The following is an 18,557-nucleotide window of genomic DNA, read 5'->3' on the forward strand; positions in this document are numbered from 1 at the left end:
AAACGTACGCCGCCGTCACGAACTCCGGACGAACATTCAGGTGCGGATACCCGACAAAACATCGGCGCCGACCGGATTGAGGCTGTGCCGGACGGAGCTGCCGATTCGATGCGTGGTGACGAGGCCCGTGTCGTGAAGGATCCGGGCGTGCTCGCTGGCCGACGCCAGCGAGATGCCGACGCGCGCCGCCAGCTCACTGGTCGAGCACGCGCCGACCGAGATCCCCTTCAGAACAAGCGCTCTGGTCTTCCCGAGGAGATCGGCGACGGCACGATCGCGATCGGGGCGCCGGACGACGACCTCGGGCTGACCGGGGTCGGGCCGCACCGGATACACCAGCACCGGCGGCAACGAAGGATCGAGCAGCATCACCGGGTACTTCCAGCAGAAGAACGACGGCACCAACCGCAGGCCGCGGCCGTTCAGGTAGAGGTCGCGGTCGATGTGCGGCGTGTCCACCGAGAGCACCGGCGCCGACCAGCGCAGCGACTGATGCAGCTCCGGGATCAACGACTCGAAGCCGTTGCTGGCCACGGTGTCGTTGTGTCGCGCAACGGCCGGCTGGATCGTGGTCGCGATCATCGGCATCTGCGGCGCGATCTTGGTCCGGTGGAACGAACGCAGCCCATGCACGAGCCGCGTCATCACCTTCGTGTCACCGGTCGCGAGCCGCCGGGTCCAGCCCGGCAACCGCACGCTGTCCGACAACCGCCGCAGCTCCGACCTCAACTGAACGGCCGGTGTTGCCGCGACCGCGGTCAACCCCGCGTCAAGTCCGTCCCCCGCCGCACGCGGCGTGAGGAAATCCGGCGAGTACCCGACCGGCGGCGTCAACGCGAGCAACTCCTGCTCGAGCGCACTCAAGCGGGACCGAGCCCGCTCCCGCCAAGCCCCGTAGACCTCCGGCTCTTCATCCCCTTGCAGGATATGAAGCCCGAGCAGGACCTCCCACAACGGATCCGGCCGCTGCGCGATCGTCGTCCTGGCCAGGTCCGAGCATTCGAAGTGAATGCGGAACACCACGACCCCCTCCCCCGAGGAAGTCACCCACCGTGGTCAGTAGGCGACTGTTCGACGATAACAGTCGCCCGGTTCACCCGCTGTGACGAATTACTCCCACTCGATCGTGCCCGGGGGCTTGCTCGTGACGTCGACAGTGACCCGGTTGATCTCGTCGACCTCGTTGGTGATGCGCGTCGAGATGCGTTCGATCACGTCGTACGGCAGGCGGGCCCAGTCGGCGGTCATCGCGTCCTCGCTGGTGACGGGACGCAGTACGACGGGATGCCCGTAGGTGCGGCCGTCGCCCTGGACGCCGACCGAGCGTACGTCGGCCAGCAGGACCACCGGGAACTGCCAGATCTCGCGGTCGAGGCCGGCCGCGGTCAGCTCGGTGCGAGCGATCAGATCGGCCGCGCGGAGGATGTCGAGCCGCTCGCGGGTGACCTCGCCGATGATCCGGATGCTCAGGCCGGGACCCGGGAACGGGTGCCGGTAGACCATCGTCTCCGGCAGGCCGAGTGCCAGGCCGAGCTCGCGGACCTCGTCCTTGAACAGCGTCCGCAGCGGCTCGATCAGGCTGAACTGCAGGTCGTCGGGCAGACCGCCGACGTTGTGGTGCGACTTGATGTTCGCCGCGCCGGTGCCGCCGCCGGACTCGACCACGTCCGGGTACAGCGTGCCCTGGACCAGGAACTCGATGTGCCGCTCGGCGTCCACCTTGCGCGCGGTCGCCTCGAAGGTCCGGATGAACTCCCGGCCGACGATCTTCCGCTTCTGCTCCGGGTCCGTCACCCCGGCGAGCGCGGTCAGGAACTGCTCCTCGGCGTCGATCGCCTCGAGCCGGATCCCGATCGCGGCGACGAAGTCCTTCTCGATCTGCTCGGACTCGCCGGCCCGCTGCAGCCCGTGGTCGACGTACACGCAGGTCAGCTGGTCGCCGATCGCCTTGTGGACCAGGGCTGCCGCGACCGCGGAGTCGACGCCGCCGGACAGCGCGCACAGCACCTGCTTGTCGCCGACCTGCTTGCGGATCAGCTCGACCTGCTCGTCGACGACGTTCGTGGTGGTCCAGTCGCCGGCACAGCCTGCGATCTTGTAGAGGAAGTGCTCCAGCACAGCCTGCCCGGCCTGCGAGTGCAGGACCTCCGGGTGCCACTGCACGCCGGCCAGCCGCCGGTCCAGGTCCTCGAACGCCGCGACCGGCGCACCCTCGGACGCCGCGAGTACGGCGAACCCGGCGGGCGGCGCGTGTACTGCGTCGCCGTGCGACATCCACACGTTCAGGTCCTGGGGGATATCCGCGAGCAGCGTGCCCGGCTCGCTGACGGTGACCGGCGTACGGCCGAACTCTCGCAGTCCCGTCCGCCGGACGTCGCCGCCGAGCGTCTGCGCCATCGCCTGGAACCCGTAGCAGATCCCGAACGCCGGTACGCCGGCCTCGAACAGCCCGGTCTCGACCCGCGGCGCGCCGTCGGCGTACACCGACTGCGGACCGCCGGACAGGATGATCGCCTTCGGCTCGCGCGCCAGCATCTCCTCGACCGGCATCGAGTGCGGCACGATCTCGGAGTACACCTTCGCCTCGCGCACGCGGCGCGCGATCAGCTGCGCGTACTGCGCTCCGAAGTCGACAACCAGTACCAACTCATGCTCTGCCACCCGCAAAGCCTATCGGTGCAGGTCAGCAGGGCTGTAATCCGCCGGCCGCGCAGTCACCGGCAACGGGTCGCTGGTGATCTCGAGCCCCGGGAAGCGGCGTCGCATGGCTGCTTCGTAGCGCGTCGCGCCGGCCTGGTCGCCGATGTAGTCAGAGATCTGATGCGGACCGAACCACAGGCGCACTCGGCACCGGGAGGTTGAACTCACGAGCGCGACGCTAGCGGCGTTAGTTGTCCCCGGTGTTACCGTCCGTTACAATCAGGAGACGCTTCGGGGCGCGGAACGACAGCAGGTCGATCATCGGCGGCTCGTCCACCAACCGCACACCACCCAACAGCTCCTGAGCACACTCCAGCGCCACCCGCGCCTCCAGCCGCGCGAGGCCGGCCCCGAGGCAGCGGTGAACACCGATCCCGAAGGCAAGATCTGCCGGCCCGCCGTGTCCTGAGAGCCCGAGCAGCACAGGTGCGCCCGCAGGAAGCTCCACGTCGCCAACGGCCGTCGGACGCGAGGTCACCCGCCGCCAGGTAGGAACAGAAGACGCACACCGCAGCGTCTCCTCAACAACGTCGATCGAATCACCCGGCGCGGAACGCCTGCTCGGCTCGTCCGGCGGGGCGGACGATTGGGTGAGCGACCGGTGGAAGGCGGTGGAGATGAGTTGGGTGGTCGTTTCCTGGCCGGCGATCAGGAGGAAGTAGGCGACGGCGCAGATCTCCTCGTCGGTCAGGCCGAGGGTGACCAGCACACCGAACAGATCGTCGGCGGGCTCGAGCCGCGCCGCCGTCGTTCGGGCGCGCAACCAGGCGTAGAACTCGGCCGCGCTGTGCGCCAGCTCCAACTGCCGATCCTCGTCCGGCCAGCCCCAGAACAGCTCGAGCGAGTCCAGGCTCCAGGCCTTCAACGCAGGTACGTCGACATCGCGCAGACCGAGCAGCTGCAGTACGACGAGCGCCGGCGGCTCCGCGGCAATCGCCTGCACGAGGTCGACCTGTTCACCGGCCGCGAGACGCGCCGAGGCCGCAGAGACCCGCGCTGACGTCAACTCCCTGGTCAGCGGCTCAACAGCAGCAACCCGAGCAGGGCTGAAGAACCGGGCAACTGCAGCCCGGATCGGCCGATGGGACTCTCCCGCGTTGTTCGCCAGCGTCGGCGGCAGAGCGAACCCGGCCCCCGACAGCACCCGCAACGCCTTCACCGACAGCGGGGTATGCGCGAGTACAGCGTTGTCCGGCCGGAACGTCTCCGGATCCAGCAGCACCTCACGCGCCAACGCCGGATCGTCGACAACCCAGTACCCCAGGGCCTCGTCGTACCGGGCCGGGCAACCGCTCACTCGAACCAACTCGGGGCCGCGGCCTTGAACGCTTCCTGGTCGAGCGACCCCGCACCGGCAGGAATCCGGCCGATCACCGGCACGCCGGTCACCGCGGGCAGATCCTCCAGGTTGCACTCCTCGGCGAGATCCGGCTCTGCGGGCAACGAGCCGATCACGAGCCCTTCGATCGGCAGTCCCCGCGACCGCAACGCCTCGACGGTCAGCCCGGCATGGTTCAGCGTCCCGAGACCGGCGCGCGCGACGACGACGAAACCGAACGGTGTCGTCAGGTGCGCGGCCAGGTCCGCCAGGTTGTTGCCCTCGGCATCCAGCCCGACGAGGATCCCGCCCGCGCCCTCGACCAGCACGGTGTCGTTCGTGCGGGCGAGCTCGTCGATCGCCTTGGCGTGCACGGCAACCGGGGGCAACCTGACGCCTTCCCGCCGCGCGGCGGTGGTCGGCGCCAACGGATCGCGCAGCCGGATGCCCTCGTGCAGTTTGGTCAGCCCGCTCAGTCGGTGAATGTCGTCGAGATCTCCCTGCTCGTCCGGCGCGACTCCGGTCTGCGCCGGCTTGACGACGGCAACCGAACCGGTCGCCCGGACGGCCAGGGCCGCCGTGGTGACGGTCTTGCCGACTCCGGTGTCGGTGCCGGTGATGAGCAGGATCATGAGACCTGCCCGATCGCGTCGGCAATCACCGCGCACGCGCGGTCGAGGTCGGCGCTGGACAGACCTGCGTGGGCGGTCAGCCGCAGGCGAGAGATTCCGTCCGGCACCGAAGGCGGCCTGAAGCTCCCGACACGTACGCCGTTGCTACGGCACACGTCGGCTGCCTCAACCGCTTGCTGCGGGCCGGGCATCGGAATCGAGACCACCGGTCCGGCAGGGAGCGGTACGTCGAAAGCAGTGGCCAGCTGCGCAGTTGCAGCGTGGATGCGAGCGGGTCGATCCGGTTCGTCCTCGAGGACGCGGAGGGCAGCGAGGGCTGCGGCACAGGCTGCCGGGTTCAGGCCGGTGTCGTAGATGAACGGCCGCGCACGGTTCACGAGATGGTCGCGCACCAACCGCGGACCGAGGACGACACCGCCCTGCGACGCCATCGACTTGGACAGCGTCATCGTGACGACGACATGGTCGAGACCGGCCAGCCCCGCAGCGTGCACCGAGCCCCGGCCGCCGCCGGTCACCCCGAGACCGTGGGCCTCGTCCACCAACAGCAGAGCCCGATGCGCCTCAGCGACGGCCGCCAAGTCGGACAGCGGCGCGCTATCGCTGAGCACGCTGAACACGGACTCGGTCATCACCACCGCGTGCGGTTCGTTGCGCTCAGCAAGCACTTTCTCGACGGCTTCCACGTCGTTGTGCGGGACGACCTCGACGCGGGATCGGGACAAGCGGCAAGCGTCCACCAGCGAGGCATGGACGTGGTCGTCGGACACGAGCAGGGTTCCGGGGCCGCCCAGAGCGGTGACCACGCCGAGGTTGGCGAGGTAGCCGGACGAGAACACGAGCGCGGACTCCTGCCCCACAAAGGCAGCCAGCGCGGACTCGAGCTCCTCGTGCAAAGCCGTCGTACCGGTCACGAGACGGGATGCCGTTGCACCAGTGCCCCACGTGCGTACGGCGTCGGCGGCAGCCGTCACTACGCGCGGTTCGCGCGCAAGGCCAAGATAATCGTTGCCTGCAAGGTCGATCAGGTCGTCGTCCGCAGCACGCGCACGCAGCCGTCGGGTGAGCCCCCGCGCTTCCAACGCCGCCGCCTTCGGGGCAAGCCAATCCTCGAGCATCAGCCGGCCTCCTCGATCGCACCGGTGATCCCCGCCGCGATGGTCGCGATCTCCTCGTCGGTGCACACGTACGGCGGCATCGTGTAGACGAGGTCCCGGAACGGCCGCACCCACACCCCGCGCCGCAAGGCCGCCTCGGTCATCCGCGGCAGATCGACCGGCCCACCGAGTTGTACGACGCCGACCGCGCCCAGCACACGCACGTCCTTCACCGCAGACAACTCCCACGCCCCTGCCAGCCCGGACGACAGCCCTGCGGAGATCGCAGCGACGCGAGCAGCCCAGTCCTGGGACAACAACAGATCGATCGAGGCCAGGGCGACCGCGCAGGCCAGTGGATTCGCCATGAAGGTCGGGCCGTGCATCAGGGCGCCGCCCGGGCCGTCGGAGACCGTTTGCGCGACGTCCGTCGTACAGAGCATGGCTGCGAGGGTGAGGTAGCCGCCGGTCAGGGCCTTGCCAACGCAGAGGATGTCGGGCTCGACGTCGGCCTGTTCGGAGGCGAAGAGCGTGCCGGTGCGGCCGAAGCCGGTAGCGATCTCGTCGAGGATGAGGAGGAAGCCGTGCCGGTCCGCGAGCTCGCGCAGTACTCGCAGGCAGGCGGGGCTGTACGGATACATGCCGCCAGCGCCTTGGAGGATCGGCTCGACGATGATGGCGGCGATCTCGTCCGAATGGTGCTCGGCGAGGTCACTGATCGCGGCGGCCCAGGACTGCAGTTCGGGGTCGTCGGCCGGGCGGTCGAAGTCGGCTGGAGGCTGGGGTCCGAAGACTTGCTCCTTCAGGGCGCCGGTGAAGAGCGAATGCATGCCGTTGACCGGGTCGCAGACGCTCATCGGGGCGAAGGTGTCGCCGTGGTAGCCGCCCCGAACGGTCAGCATCCGGGTCCGGCCATTGTTGCCGCGGGCAACCTGGTACTGCAGCGCGAGCTTGATCGCGACCTCGACCGAGACCGAGCCCGAGTCGCAGAAGAAGACATGCTGCAGCGGTGCGGGCGTGATCTCGACCAACCGCTCCGCCAGCCGGATGGCCGGCTCATGCGTCAGCCCGCCGAACATCACGTGGCTGAAGTCATCGACCTGGCTCTTCACCGCGGCGTCCAGCACCGGGTTCCGGTAGCCGTGGATCATGCACCACCAGGACGCCATCGCGTCGATCGCCTCGACGGTCCCGCCGGCGCCGTCGTCGAGCTGCAGCCGTACGCCGGACGCGCCGCGGACCAGCCGCACCGGCGACGGCGCGGTCAGCGACGAGTACGGATGCCAGAGCAGCTCCGAATCCCGCCGTAGCAGCGCATTGACCGACTGTGACACCGTGTCCCGCCTCCATCCTGAGGACCCACCACGGTAATCGCTGCGCGCCGCAGGCGGCGTGACGGGTGGTCAGGATGTGGGCGACATCTCCTACTGCTGGGTCCCGGCCGTTGCGATATGCAACGTCACCGCATCCGGATGCAGCCGCGACCGTGCCATCGCGGTCACCGTCTTCCCGCCCTCGACCGACTCGTCGCGGATCCACTGCACCGGCGCTGCCAGCCCGATCCGGGCGACCTGCGAAGCGGTCTCCAGGAAGTTCCGCGACTCCACCACGGTCCACGGACGATCCCGCTCGTAGGTGATCGCCTCGGCGGTCCGGACCGGTCGCTGCCACTGCCCGTCGGCCGTACGCTGATTGCCGTACAGCAACTGCCCGTCGGGACGCAGTACGGCGATCCGGTCGGCCCAGTCACCCGCGTCGATCAGCTCGGCGGCACGCAGCACACCGGCGTACCCGGCGTCGTGAACGCTTTGCGGCGCGAGCCGGGCGAATCCGTAGGCTTCCAGAGCACGCAGGTGACGCTCGAGGACGCCGAGGCGGCTGAGGGCCTCGGGCACGGCGAGGATCGCGACCTCGACCTGGAAGCCGGCCGCCTTGTAGCGCTGGGCCGAGTCGGCGAAGGCGGCTGGGTCGAGGAGCTCGGTCTCGACGATCACGTCGTACCGCTGCTCGATCACGTGCGCCTCGGCCATCCCGTACCAACGCTGCCCGTCGGCCTCGACGTCCGGGCTCGGCGTCGGCGGTTCGTCGGTGATCGGCTGGTAGAAGCGCGGGTGGTACGGCTCGTAGGCGGCGGGGTTCAGGACGATCGGACGACCGCGGTGGCGCAGCAGACCAGCGACCAGCGCGGTGATCGTGGCTTTGCCGTCGCCCGGCTGACCGCCGACGAGCACGACGACCGGCTGCTCCTGCCGACTCCCGGCGAGCTGGTCGGGCACGATCAGCTCGCGGAAGATCCGCGTGCTCTCCCCGGCATCCAGCAACTCCCGGTCGGCCGCCGCCGGCCCGGTCCCCCACAGACTCGTCACGACTACTCCAGTGTCCCGTCGTCGTCCTCGTCCTCGTCCTCGTCGCCCTCGGCGAGGTCGTCGTCCGCATCAACGTCCGCACCGTCGTCGTCAGCTTCCTCATCATCGTCTTCGTCTTCGTCGTCGATGATGAGGAGGTCGTCGGCCTCTTTGCGGATCCGCTTGATTGCCCGGATGTCCAGCGGGGTGAGCTCCTGCCCACGCGCCGCCCAGGCCTGCTGCTCCGTGCGCCGGCTCACTGCGACCTCGGGATCGGCAGCCGCTTCCTCGGCCGTGATCGGCCGGGCGTAGAAGCCGATCGCCTGTCGCACACCCTCCTGCGCGATCTCGAACGCCATCGCCTCCGGCGCCGACCATCGCGCCGTACCGAGCTCGGTCAGCACGTTGACGGCGGCGACGTTAACCACGCCCAAACGATAGCCGACGAGCCAGGTCAATCATTCACTCGGCCACCCACCGATGTGAACGCAGAGTGAACCCTGCTCGTGGTTAATCTTCCGATGCTTCGAACCAGCGGGGAACCGGCCGGCGACACCCGACGTCTGCTGGAGACATGACCGATCACGAGCGGCATCCCGCAGCTCGCGTCGAGAGGAGCAACACATGCCGTACGGCGCCAAGGACACGAACAAGGACAAGTCCCAGAGCGGCAAGACCGAGAAGGGCGGGAAGGCAACGACCCCCCGCGATCTGCCGATCCTGACTCCGGCCCGTCCGCCCCGGCGCGAGGGACAGGGCCGCGGCTAGGTCCTGCCCCGCCCTGCGACCGGCCCGCGGTTCGGGCCGTCTGCTGGAACCCGACCGATCATGTGCCGCGGCTCGCGGCTTCGACAGAAGGAAACCGGATATGCCCTTCAGCAAAAAAGGCAAAGACCAGGAACACGACGCCAACCAGCGCGAGAGCAACCGCAACAGGCACGAGCGGGGCGCGTCGCGAAAGCAAGCCGACCAGTCTCGTTCCACCAACCCCAACACCCGACGCGGCCGCGACGCAGCCGCCGCGAAGAAGGCCGAGGGGAAGAAGGGCAAGGGCAAGTAAGAGGCTGACGCCGGCGGCCGTCCACGACGGACGGCTGGTGCGCGACCAAGGCGACCGGGGCGACCGCGTGCGGTCTGCCCCGGCTTGCTGTCGGGGCGAGGTCAGCGGCGGCGGGAGCCGCGTTTGGAGTCGGGCCGGGCCGACTGACCAGGCTGGGCGCCGCGGCCCGACCGGCCACCGGCACGCTTGCCGCCCGAACCGCCGGCTTTGCTGCCCGACTTGGCAGGCTTGCCACCGGAGTTGCCTGGCTTGCCTCCAGCCGCCCGCTCGACCGGAGCTTCGAGGGCCGACTTCACTGCAGCGAAGGCGTCATTGGCATTGCGGGCCGGGCGTACGCCGGTGAGTTTGGGGATGGCCGCGCGCTGGCGGCGGGTGTGGGTCTGGATCCGTTCGACCACCCGCTTGCGGACCTCGTCCTGATCGTCCGCGTTCAGATTCTCGACCGCCTTGCCCCGGTCGAGCGCCACGTCGAACCACTCGGTGTATCCATGGGTGTGGACGACCTGGTTCGGCGACTTCTGACCCAGCCGGCGGTACTGCGGAAGCAGGTCGTACCGCTCGTCCAATCCGAGGACCTCGTCGCGGAGCCCGCGCTCGACCTGATGGTCGTACGTCGCGGCGACCCGCTGGTCGATCTCGCTCGCGGACCTGTCCACCGAGAACACGACCTGCCGGGTCGCCGGTGCGACGGCCCGCTCGGGATCGTTGCCCATGGCCCGTGCCAGCGCGTTCACGATCGCGTCGTAGTTGTTCTCGTGGATCTTCGCGGCGCCCTTCGGGTCGAGCCGGCTGAGTACGGCGTACGCGTCCTCGGCCATGCTGCGCGGAAAATCGCGGCGGATCGCGTTCCGCGCCTCGGCGACCGCATCCACCTCCCAGCCCTCCAGCAGCGAGCGGACATAGACGCTCGTACCCCCGACGATCACCGGCACGCCGCCGGACGCCCAGGTCTGCTCCATGTGCCCGCGCGCCTGTGAGACGAACGTCTCCAGCTCGAGCTTCCGGACCGGCTCGGTGACGTCGATCATCGTGTGCGGGATGCCGCGCATCTCTTCCGGCGTCGTCTTGCTGGTGCCGATGTCCATGTACCGGTACACCTGCCGCGAGTCCGCGGAGACAACCATCGTCGGCAGCCCGAGCTCGTCCTGGATCCGCAGACACAGATCGACCGACACCGCGGTCTTGCCCGCCGAGGTCGGCCCGTAGAGAGCGACCAGCAGGCGAGGCGCGGGATGAGGCATACCCACCAGCCTAGCCGGGCTCAGCCTGAGGTCAGTTCACCGTGGACCGAGCAGCGGGCCGACCAGCCCATCGGGTGGACCTGGACGACCATCCGGCGGCGGCACTCGGCGCAGTACCTCGGCGGCTCCAGCGCCAACGCCCGGCGGCAGTCGTCGTGGTCGCCATCGTCCACGGAACGGCCGCAGCGGCCGCAGTAGATCTCGGTCACAGCGTCTTCTGCAGCTCTTTCACCGGCATCTTCAGCTCGGCGAGCAGGTCGAGGTCGGCGGTCGCCGGGCGGCCCAGCGTCGTCAGGTAGTTGCCGACGATCACGGCGTTGATCCCGCCGAGGAGCCCGTCGCGTGTCCCCAGGTCGCCGAGGGTCAGCTCGCGGCCGCCGGCGTACCGCAGGACGGTGCGAGGCATGGCCAGCCGGAACGCGGCGATGGTCCGCAGCGCGTCCTTGCCGTCCATGATCTCGAGGTCGCCGAACGGCGTACCCGGTCGCGGGTTGAGGAAGTTCAGCGGGACCTCGTGCGGGTCGAGCTCGGCCAGCTGCGCGGCCAGCTCGGCGCGCTGCTCGAGCGTCTCGCCCATCCCGACCAGGCCGCCGCAGCACAGCTCCATGCCCGAGTCGCGCACCATCAGGCAGGTCTCCCAGCGCTCCTCGAACGAGTGCGTGGTGACGACGTCGCCGAAGTACGACCGGGCCGACTCGAGGTTGTGGTTGTAGCGGTGCACGCCCCACGACTTCAGCTCGTCGACCTGCTCCTGGGTGAGCATGCCGAGCGAGCAGGCGATGTTGATGTCGACCTCGGCGTTGATCGCCTCGATGCCGGCCTTCACCTGGCTCATCAGCCGCTCGTCCGGACCGCGCACGGCGGCGACGATGCAGAACTCGGTGGCGCCGGTCTTCGCGGTCTCCTTGGCGGCCTCGACCAGCTCGGGGATGTTCAGCCAGACCGCACGCACCGGCGAGGTGAACTGACCGGACTGCGAGCAGAAGTGACAGTCCTCCGGGCAGCCGCCGGTCTTGAGCGAGATGATCCCCTCGACCTCGACCTCCTCGCCGCACCACTTCACCCGGACGTCGTGCGCGAGTGCGAGCAGTTCGGGCAGCCGGTCGTCGGGTGTGCCGAGGACCTCGACCAATTGCTCCTGGCTCAGCCCCCTGCCCTGCTCCAGAACCTGCTCACGTGCCACGTCCAGGATGTCGCTCATACCTACTCCTGCCTCATCAGAACGGTCGGCTCAGAGTAGGTCAGGTCGGTACGCCGGTTCTGCGGCGGGCGTCACGTGGAACACCACGGGCCGAAGTGCCTCACGACCACTCTCCGCACTTCCCGCAAAAAGAATCTGGACTTTTCTTCGGAACCTCGTAACCCCCCGTAGATGGGCTCGTTGATGTGTACGAAGGCGGTTACCGCAAGGAAGACCGCCACCCGGTTACCAGGAGCAACAAAAGCTGATCATTACGATCAGCACGCAGAGTGGTCACAAGGCCTCGAAGCGCTGGGAATCGGATGTAAGGTAGTAACCAAGAGCTCGGGTCGCCAGCCATGGTTGGTGACCCGATCCCAAGCGCCGGGCGCCTCACCCCGGCTTGAGTGGGTCCCTCGGGAAACGATTTGGGCGGAAACGTTCCCGAGGGACCTGCTCCCTTTTCCGGACCTTTTCACTAAGCCTCAGCAAACTTACTGCTGAGGCTTATTCATTTCCCCATCCGCGCATTCTTTGCGATCACCGGAGATCGCGAATGCGTTACGGCTTCGTCACAGACTGTTTCGGGACGATCGGAAGCCGCAGAGCGCCGGGGGCATCAGCCGGGACGACCGGATTCGACGGCTTCACCGGTTGCACCCGTCGGTACGCCGAACCGATCGCCGGCCGCGGGTCGTCGCCGTCCTTGTTCGGCCAGAAGGACAGCGCCCGCTCGGCCTGGGCGGTGATCGTCAGCGACGGGTTCACGCCGAGGTTCGCGGAGATCGTCGAGCCGTCGACGATGTGCAGGCCGTCGTACCCGTAGACCCGGTGGTACGGGTCGACCACGCCCGTCTCGGCCGAGTCGCCGATCGCGCAGCCGCCGATGAAGTGCGCGGTCATCGGCACGTTGAACGGCTCGCCGATCGTGCCGCCCGGCGTACCGTTCATCAGCTTCGCCATCCGCCGGACCACCTGGTTCGCGACCGGGATCCAGGACGGGTTCGGGGCGCCGTGCCCCTGCTTGGACGTCAGCCGCCAGCGGCCGAGCCGGTCCCGCTTGCCGTACGTCGTGATCGAGTTGTCCGCGGTCTGCATCACCAGCGCGATCACGGTCCGCTCGGACCAGTGCTTCAGGTCGTACAGCTTGCGGATGTTCTTCCGCTGTACGCCGAGCTCCCGCAGCCAGGTCCGCCAGCGCGGCTTGTCCCCGTCGCCGTCGGTCAGCACGGTCTGCAGCAGCGACATCACGTTGCTGCCCTTGCCGTACCGCACCGGCTCGATGTGGGTGATGTCGTCCGGGTGGAACGACGACGTGATCGCGACGCCGCGGCTGTAGTCGACGTCGCGGTCCTTCGAGATCGCGCCGAGCAGCGACTCCGAGTTGGTCCGGGTCAGTACGCCGAGCCGGTCGGACAGGCCAGGCAGCTTGCCCTCGTCGCGGAGTCGGTGCAGCAGCTTCGCCGTACCCAGGGCCGACGCGGCGAAGATGACTTGCTGCGCGGTGAAGCGGCGGGTGAGCTTCTTGTTCGATGTACGGCGGGTGTCCACGGCGTACCCGCCGTCGGCCAGCGGCTCGACCGAGGTCACGGTGGTCAGCGAGTAGACCTCCGCGCCGGACTTCTCGGCCAGGTACAGGTAGTTCTTCGTCAGCGTGTTCTTCGCGTTGTGGCGGCAGCCGGTCATGCACTCGCCGCAGTCGATGCAGCCGGTACGGCGCGGTCCCGCGCCACCGAAGTACGGGTCGTCGACCTCGACACCGGCCTCACCGAAGAAGACGCCGACCGGCGTCGGGTGGAACGTGTCCCCCACGCCCAGATCGTCGGCGACCTGCTTCATCACCTTGTCCGCCGGCGTGAAGCCCGGGTACGTCGTGACGCCGAGCATCCGCTTCGCCTGGTCGTAGTACGGCGCGAGCTCGGACTTCCAGTCGGTGATGTGCGCCCACTGACGGTCGGTGTAGAACGCGGGCAGCGGTTCGTACAGCGTGTTCGCGTAGACGAGGCTGCCGCCGCCGACTCCGGCGCCGGACAAGATGATCACGTCACGCAGCGCGCTGATCCGCTGGATGCCGTACATCCCGAGCTTCGGCGCGAAGAGAAACCGCTTGGTGTCCCACGAGTTCTTCGCGAACGCGGCGTCCTCGAACCGCGCGCCCGCTTCCATAACTGCGACGCGGTACCCCTTCTCGGTCAACCGCAGCGCCGACACGGACCCGCCGAAGCCGGACCCGACGATGACGACGTCGTAGTCGAAGGTCATGGAGCCTCCCGGTCTGGGCTGAGGAGCGGCGGGAGCCCGGTCCTGGGGCCTCCCGGTCTGGACTGAGGAGCGGAGGGAGCGAAGCGACCGGAGCGACGAGGGAAGACCGGGAGCAACAGCCCCAGGACCTGCCGCGACGGAGTCGCGGCATCCAGCACAGCGACCAGAGCGACGAGGGAAGACCGGGAGTAACAGCCCCATGACCCGCCGAGCGGCAGCGAGGCATTCAGCACAGTCACGGCCGGCCGATCTTCTTGAGCACCCGTAGCGCGCCGGTCATCAGCTCGGCGAACCTCTCGTCGGACAGCCCGTGCGAGGCGGCGATCGGGATCAGCCGTTGGGTGGCGATCGCCTGCGGTTCGACGTACCGGCGGATGCCTTCGACACCCTGGCGGCGGCCGAGGCCGGACGACCGCATGCCGCCCATCGGCGTGTCGATCGAGCCGAACGTCGCGCCGTACCCCTCGTTGACGTTGACCGTTCCGGCCATCAGCTGCGCGGCGACCGCACGACCGCGCCGGCCGTCGCGGCTCCAGACGCTCGCGTTCAGGCCGTACTCGCCCTCGTTCGCGCGCTGGATCGCCTCGGACTCGTCGGAGAACCGGTAGATCGAGACGACCGGCCCGAAGGTCTCGTTGTCGAAGCACTCCATCGCCGGGGTGACGCCGGACAGCACGGTCGGCTCGTAGAAGAGCGGCCCGATGTCCGGGCGCGGCTTGCCGCCGAAGAGCACGGTGGCGCCCTGCGAGCGGGCGTCCTCGACGTGCCGGGTGACCGTCTCGAGCTGGGCCTTCGAGATCAGCGAGCCCATGTCGACGTCCCAGCCGGTGCCGGCGCTCAGGCGGAGCTTCTTGACCCGGTCCACGAAGGCGGTGACGAAGGCGTCGTACACCTGGTCGGCGACGTACAGCCGCTCCATCGAGACGCACAGCTGACCCGCGTTCGCGAAGCAGGCCCGTACGGCGCCCTCGGCGGCACGGTTGATGTCGGCGTCGCGCAGTACGAGCATCGGGTTCTTGCCGCCGAGCTCGAGGCTGCAGCCGATCAGCCGCTCACCGCATTGCTTCGCGACCAGCCGGCCGGTCCTGGTCGAGCCGGTGAAGCAGATGTAGTCCGCGTTCTGGATCAGCGCGCCGCCGACGGTCGGGCCGTCGCCGTTCACCGCCAGCCAGGCCTCCCGCGGCAGACCGGCTTCGTACAGCAGCTCGATCCCGCGGAGCGCGGTCAACGGGGTCTGGCTGTCCGGTTTGTGCACGACCGTGTTGCCGGCCAGGATCGCGGGCAGGCCGTCGCTGATCGCCATCGTCAGCGGGTAGTTCCACGGCGAGATGATGCCGATGACACCCTTCGGCACGAACCGCTCCTCGGCCCGGGTGAGCACCGGGAAGATGCCGAGCTTGCGCTGCGGCTCGAGCAGCTCCTGCGCCTTGCGGCCGTAGTACCGCGCCGTCAGCGCGACGTGTGCGAGCTCCTCGAACGCCTGCTTCCGCGCCTTGCCGGACTCGCGGATGATCAGGTCGACCAGCTCGTGGCGGTGGTCGAGGACCAGGTCGTGGTACCGCAGCAGGATCGCGGCGCGCTCGGCGAGCGGCACCCGTCGCCAGCTCTGCTGCGTCTTCCGGGCCAGCCGGACCGCCGCGACCACGTCGTCCTCGCTCGACACCGGCAGGTCCGCGATCGGCTGCCCGGTCGCCGGCGCGTACGACGTCCGGGTGCCCGCCGTCGCCCGCAGCAGCCCCGACAACCGGCGGATGACCGACTGATCGGTCGCGTACGACGCGGTCGGATCGAGCTCCGGGTCCGCGGGAATCGAGGTCTGCTCACTCATCTGCCTAGGCTACCTGCCAGTAATCGACAGTGTCAGTATCAGATCCCCATTAAGCTCACCCTCTGGAACCTGCGAAGGGGTGGAACGTCAAGATGGTGGACAGCGGGGGGCTCTGGACGCCTCCTGAGGACGAGCTCGGCGAGGCGCTGCAGACAGCCCAGGTGCTGATCGAGGAGGGCCGGGCCGACGAGGCCGGGCCGTACCAGCAGCGGGTCATCGAGCTGGCCAGGGAGCGGGCCGAAGGGTCCCCGAACCACTACGAGGCCAAGCACCTGATGGCCGCGACCCAGTACGAGCTGGCCGGCTCGCTGAACGCGTCGGGCCGGCACGAGGAGGCGCTGGTCGCGCTGCACGAGGCCCAGCTCGGCTACACCGAGCTGCAGGATGCCGGCGTGCTGGACGCCACCAGCTTCCTCGCCGACATCCGTGCCCGGCGCGCGATGACGCAGGCGCACCGCGGTCACGGAGCCACCGCCGTACTGGAGATGGACGGCGCGGTGATCGCCTACGGCCAGCTGGTCGGCGGTGCGGACGGGCTCAAGCATCAACCGGACTTCGCCCGGGTGCTCGCGATGAACGCGCTGATCCTGCGGCGGTACGGCGACCCAGCGCTGGCGGTCGCCTCCGCGGACGCGGCAACCCAGCTGTTCCTGCAGCTCGCGGACCAGATCAACGAGAGCCCGCAATCCCTGTCGTACGCGCGCTACCTGTGTACGGCGACAGCGGTGTCGGCCGACGTCCACGCGGCCGAGGGGCGGCTGGACCTCGCGCTCGAGGCGGACGAGATCGGGCTGACGACGGCCGACACGCTCGCCGACTCGGACTCGCCGACCGACATGCGCACGCTGGTCGCGGCCCTGGTCAGGAAGGGCAAGCATCTCGGCATCGTCGGCCGGCTCGAGGGAGAGGCATGCCTGCGTACAGCGTACGACACCGACGGCGAGACGGCCGTCCGGGTGGTCGAGGAGCTGGACCGCGGGCTGCCGCTGACGCTGGTCGCGGCGCTGGAGAACGCGGAGATCAAGCTCGGGCCGTTCGAGCAGTACCACCGGCTGCTTGCGCTGAGTGAGCCGGCGCCGGGGATGACGCTGGCGACGGTGTCGGGCCGGACCGACCCGGAGTCGGCCGCGGTCCGTGCGACCGAGCTGGCCGAGCTGGTCCGGCCGTTGCTGATGCAGGACGCCGATGCCGGGTTGACGCTGGGGCTCGAGGCGCACTACCTGTTCGCGATCTCGTCGGAGCGTGAGTCGCACCGGATGCGCTACCAGACCAGCACGTACGTGCCGATCTGGGCGCAGCTCCTGCTCGACGTCTCGGCGGCGTACTACCAGGCCGGCCGGACCGAGATGGCGCTCGACCTGGGCGGCTGGTGCGCGGAGGTCGCGACCGCGCTGATCCCGTTCACCGACGACAACGAGACCATGAAGGACCTGGCCGGGTCCTGCTACCGGCACCACGGCGACCTGCTCGCGGCCGCCGGCGACCTGACCGCCTCCCACCACGCCCACGAGGCCGCCCAGCAACTCCAGCTCGGCGGTTGACGTCCTGCCCGGCCGGGCGGACGCTGGCGCTGGGAGGGGGTGCGGGTGATGGATGTCGTAGAGCTACACAACCGCACGGTCACGAACTTCGCGGAGCTGGTCGCGGAAGTAGCAGACAACCAATGGGCGGAGCCGACGCCCTGCTCGGACTGGAACGTCCGGGCGCTGGTGAACCACGTGGTCGGCGAGGAACTCTGGACCGTGCCGCTGATGGAGGGCAAGACGATCGCGGAGGTCGGCGACGCCCTCGACGGTGATCTTCTCGGCGACGATCCGGCCCGTACGGCGTCAGCCGCTGCCCGCGAGGCGACGGCCGCGGCGTCCTGGTCCATCGACAAGGTGCATCTGTCGTACGGCGACGAGGACCCGCACGAGTACCTGCGCCAGCTCGCGGCCGACCACCTGATCCACGGGTGGGACCTGGCGATGGCGATCGGCGCTCAACCGCGGCTCAACGCCGACGTGGTCGCCGAGGTCGCGACGTGGTTCGCGGACCGCGAGGAGATGTACCGCTCGGTGGGCATGATCGGCCCACACCTCGAAGGGTTCACCGCCCAAGCCGACCAACTGCTGGCCGCCTCGGGGCGTGACCCACGCTGGAGCCCGGTGTTCGGTGTGGTGGAACGGTTCGGGAACGCCTTCGACACGGGCGATCTGGAGACGGTGATGTCGCTGGCCACCGACGACATCGTGTTCGAGTCCACCTCGCCGGCCCCGGACGGCACCCGCTTGGAGGGCGCTGACGCAGTACGGGCGGAGTGGGCGCGGCTGTTCGCGAACACCGACGACCCGCACTTCGAGACCGAGGAAACGGTGGTGCTCGGTGAGCGGGCAATCGTGCGGTGGCGGTACTCGTGGCGTGAGGCTTCCGGCGACCGCGGGCACGTCCGCGGGGTCGACGTACTGCGGCTCCGCGACGGGAAGATCGCCGAGAAGCTGTCGTACGTGAAGGGTTAGTCCGCGCGGAGGGCGCCGACGAAGAGGCCGGCCTCTTCGTCGGTCATGCCGGTCTCGGAGACGACCAGGGCGGTGGCCTGGTGGAGTTCACCAGCGGCCTTGAGGGCGCGGGTGCGCTCGGCCAGGTTCGTCCCCGGGCGGCGGACGAGCGGCGTACCGGTGGTCGGCGGCACGTAGCGGCCGAGGCGGATGTCGTCGACCAGCTCCTTGGACTGCTTGAGGTCCAGTCCGGTGCGATCGCGGATCAGCTTGACCGCGTGCACCGCCTTCTTCGTGGTGATCAGGAAGCGCACCTGGTCCACGTCATCGGGAGACAATTGGCCCCGCGCTGCGGCGAGGGCAACATTGTCCGTGTCCTGGCTGCTCCGTCGGCTGAAAAGTCCCATGCCGCAATCC

General features: G+C 69.0%; 19 protein-coding genes. 4 read left to right on the forward strand and 15 right to left on the reverse strand.

From position 1 onward, the window contains the following. Window positions 1-36 precede the first annotated feature (36 nt). The 9 genes from EV645_RS08040 to EV645_RS08080 form a co-directional block, all read right to left on the reverse strand. Window positions 37-1,023 carry an ArsR/SmtB family transcription factor gene (locus EV645_RS08040; protein ID WP_130441264.1) on the reverse strand — a complete coding sequence of 329 codons (987 nt, stop codon included), beginning with the start codon at window positions 1,021-1,023 and terminating at the stop codon, window positions 37-39. An 87-nt stretch (window positions 1,024-1,110) separates the two neighbouring features. Then, window positions 1,111-2,661, reverse strand: a complete 1,551-nt coding sequence (gene guaA, locus EV645_RS08045) for a glutamine-hydrolyzing GMP synthase (protein WP_130441266.1) — start codon at window positions 2,659-2,661, stop codon at window positions 1,111-1,113. Between the two features lie 9 nt (window positions 2,662-2,670). Beyond that, complete coding sequence (locus EV645_RS08050; RefSeq protein ID WP_130441268.1) at window positions 2,671-2,868, reverse strand: hypothetical protein; 198 nt, start codon at window positions 2,866-2,868, stop codon at window positions 2,671-2,673. A gap of 19 nt (window positions 2,869-2,887) precedes the next feature. Continuing rightward, the gene (locus EV645_RS08055) at window positions 2,888-3,997 is read right to left on the reverse strand and encodes a cytochrome P450 family protein (protein ID WP_198681516.1); all 1,110 of its coding nucleotides are present in this window, start codon (window positions 3,995-3,997) and stop codon (window positions 2,888-2,890) included. Then, the gene (gene bioD / locus EV645_RS08060; protein ID WP_130441270.1) at window positions 3,994-4,650 is read right to left on the reverse strand and encodes a dethiobiotin synthase; all 657 of its coding nucleotides are present in this window, start codon (window positions 4,648-4,650) and stop codon (window positions 3,994-3,996) included. Before bioD ends, EV645_RS08055 begins: the two co-directional genes overlap by 4 nt. After that, a complete protein-coding gene (locus tag EV645_RS08065) occupies window positions 4,647-5,768 on the reverse strand; it encodes an 8-amino-7-oxononanoate synthase (RefSeq protein WP_130441272.1) in 1,122 nt (373 codons plus the stop codon). Before EV645_RS08065 ends, bioD begins: the two co-directional genes overlap by 4 nt. After that, window positions 5,768-7,039 carry an adenosylmethionine--8-amino-7-oxononanoate transaminase gene (bioA, locus tag EV645_RS08070; protein WP_479684496.1) on the reverse strand — a complete coding sequence of 424 codons (1,272 nt, stop codon included), beginning with the start codon at window positions 7,037-7,039 and terminating at the stop codon, window positions 5,768-5,770. The genes EV645_RS08065 and bioA overlap by 1 nt, the downstream gene beginning before the upstream one ends. A gap of 132 nt (window positions 7,040-7,171) precedes the next feature. After that, the gene (locus EV645_RS08075; RefSeq protein ID WP_130441276.1) at window positions 7,172-8,113 is read right to left on the reverse strand and encodes a zeta toxin family protein; all 942 of its coding nucleotides are present in this window, start codon (window positions 8,111-8,113) and stop codon (window positions 7,172-7,174) included. 2 nt (window positions 8,114-8,115) lie between these two features. After that, complete coding sequence (locus tag EV645_RS08080) at window positions 8,116-8,520, reverse strand: hypothetical protein (RefSeq protein ID WP_130441278.1); 405 nt, start codon at window positions 8,518-8,520, stop codon at window positions 8,116-8,118. 196 nt (window positions 8,521-8,716) lie between these two features. Between EV645_RS08080 and EV645_RS41790 the strand changes: the two genes are divergently transcribed. Together EV645_RS41790 and EV645_RS08085 are read left to right on the forward strand one after the other, a co-directional pair. Then, the gene (locus EV645_RS41790; protein WP_157997028.1) at window positions 8,717-8,860 is read left to right on the forward strand and encodes a hypothetical protein; all 144 of its coding nucleotides are present in this window, start codon (window positions 8,717-8,719) and stop codon (window positions 8,858-8,860) included. A 100-nt stretch (window positions 8,861-8,960) separates the two neighbouring features. After that, window positions 8,961-9,152: a hypothetical protein gene (locus EV645_RS08085; protein ID WP_130441280.1), complete on the forward strand. Its 192-nt coding sequence runs from the start codon at window positions 8,961-8,963 to the stop codon at window positions 9,150-9,152. Between the two features lie 101 nt (window positions 9,153-9,253). Here EV645_RS08085 and EV645_RS08090 read toward each other — a convergent pair whose 3' ends face one another. The 5 genes from EV645_RS08090 to EV645_RS08110 all read right to left on the reverse strand — a co-directional run bounded on the left by EV645_RS08090 (window position 9,254) and on the right by EV645_RS08110 (window position 15,663). Next, entirely contained in the window at window positions 9,254-10,393 is a 1,140-nt protein-coding gene (locus EV645_RS08090) for a tRNA (adenosine(37)-N6)-dimethylallyltransferase (protein ID WP_130441282.1), read from the reverse strand. A 20-nt stretch (window positions 10,394-10,413) separates the two neighbouring features. Further along, the gene (bsaP, locus tag EV645_RS08095) at window positions 10,414-10,602 is read right to left on the reverse strand and encodes a biotin synthase auxiliary protein BsaP (RefSeq protein WP_130441284.1); all 189 of its coding nucleotides are present in this window, start codon (window positions 10,600-10,602) and stop codon (window positions 10,414-10,416) included. Continuing rightward, window positions 10,599-11,594, reverse strand: a complete 996-nt coding sequence (gene bioB / locus EV645_RS08100; RefSeq protein WP_130441286.1) for a biotin synthase BioB — start codon at window positions 11,592-11,594, stop codon at window positions 10,599-10,601. The genes bsaP and bioB overlap by 4 nt, the downstream gene beginning before the upstream one ends. Before the next feature lie 540 nt (window positions 11,595-12,134). Further along, on the reverse strand, window positions 12,135-13,835 hold the full coding sequence (locus EV645_RS08105) for a GMC oxidoreductase (protein WP_130441288.1): 1,701 nt from the start codon (window positions 13,833-13,835) through the stop codon (window positions 12,135-12,137). 235 nt (window positions 13,836-14,070) lie between these two features. Next, on the reverse strand, window positions 14,071-15,663 hold the full coding sequence (locus EV645_RS08110) for a succinic semialdehyde dehydrogenase (RefSeq protein ID WP_130441290.1): 1,593 nt from the start codon (window positions 15,661-15,663) through the stop codon (window positions 14,071-14,073). A 92-nt stretch (window positions 15,664-15,755) separates the two neighbouring features. Here EV645_RS08110 and EV645_RS08115 point away from each other — a divergent pair, with 92 nt between their 5' ends. Next, on the forward strand, window positions 15,756-17,204 hold the full coding sequence (locus EV645_RS08115; RefSeq protein ID WP_130441292.1) for a hypothetical protein: 1,449 nt from the start codon (window positions 15,756-15,758) through the stop codon (window positions 17,202-17,204). 48 nt (window positions 17,205-17,252) lie between these two features. After that, window positions 17,253-18,161, forward strand: coding sequence for a TIGR03086 family metal-binding protein (locus EV645_RS08120; protein ID WP_130441294.1), 909 nt, complete (start codon window positions 17,253-17,255; stop codon window positions 18,159-18,161). On the opposite strand, the gene EV645_RS08125 is transcribed toward EV645_RS08120, so the two are convergent. Continuing rightward, window positions 18,158-18,547 carry a hypothetical protein gene (locus EV645_RS08125; protein WP_130441296.1) on the reverse strand — a complete coding sequence of 130 codons (390 nt, stop codon included), beginning with the start codon at window positions 18,545-18,547 and terminating at the stop codon, window positions 18,158-18,160. The two genes, EV645_RS08120 and EV645_RS08125, sit on opposite strands and share 4 nt — an antisense overlap. Window positions 18,548-18,557: the final 10 nt, after the last annotated feature.

It is taken from the genome of Kribbella rubisoli (assembly GCF_004217145.1).
Lineage (GTDB): Bacteria > Actinomycetota > Actinomycetes > Propionibacteriales > Kribbellaceae > Kribbella > Kribbella rubisoli.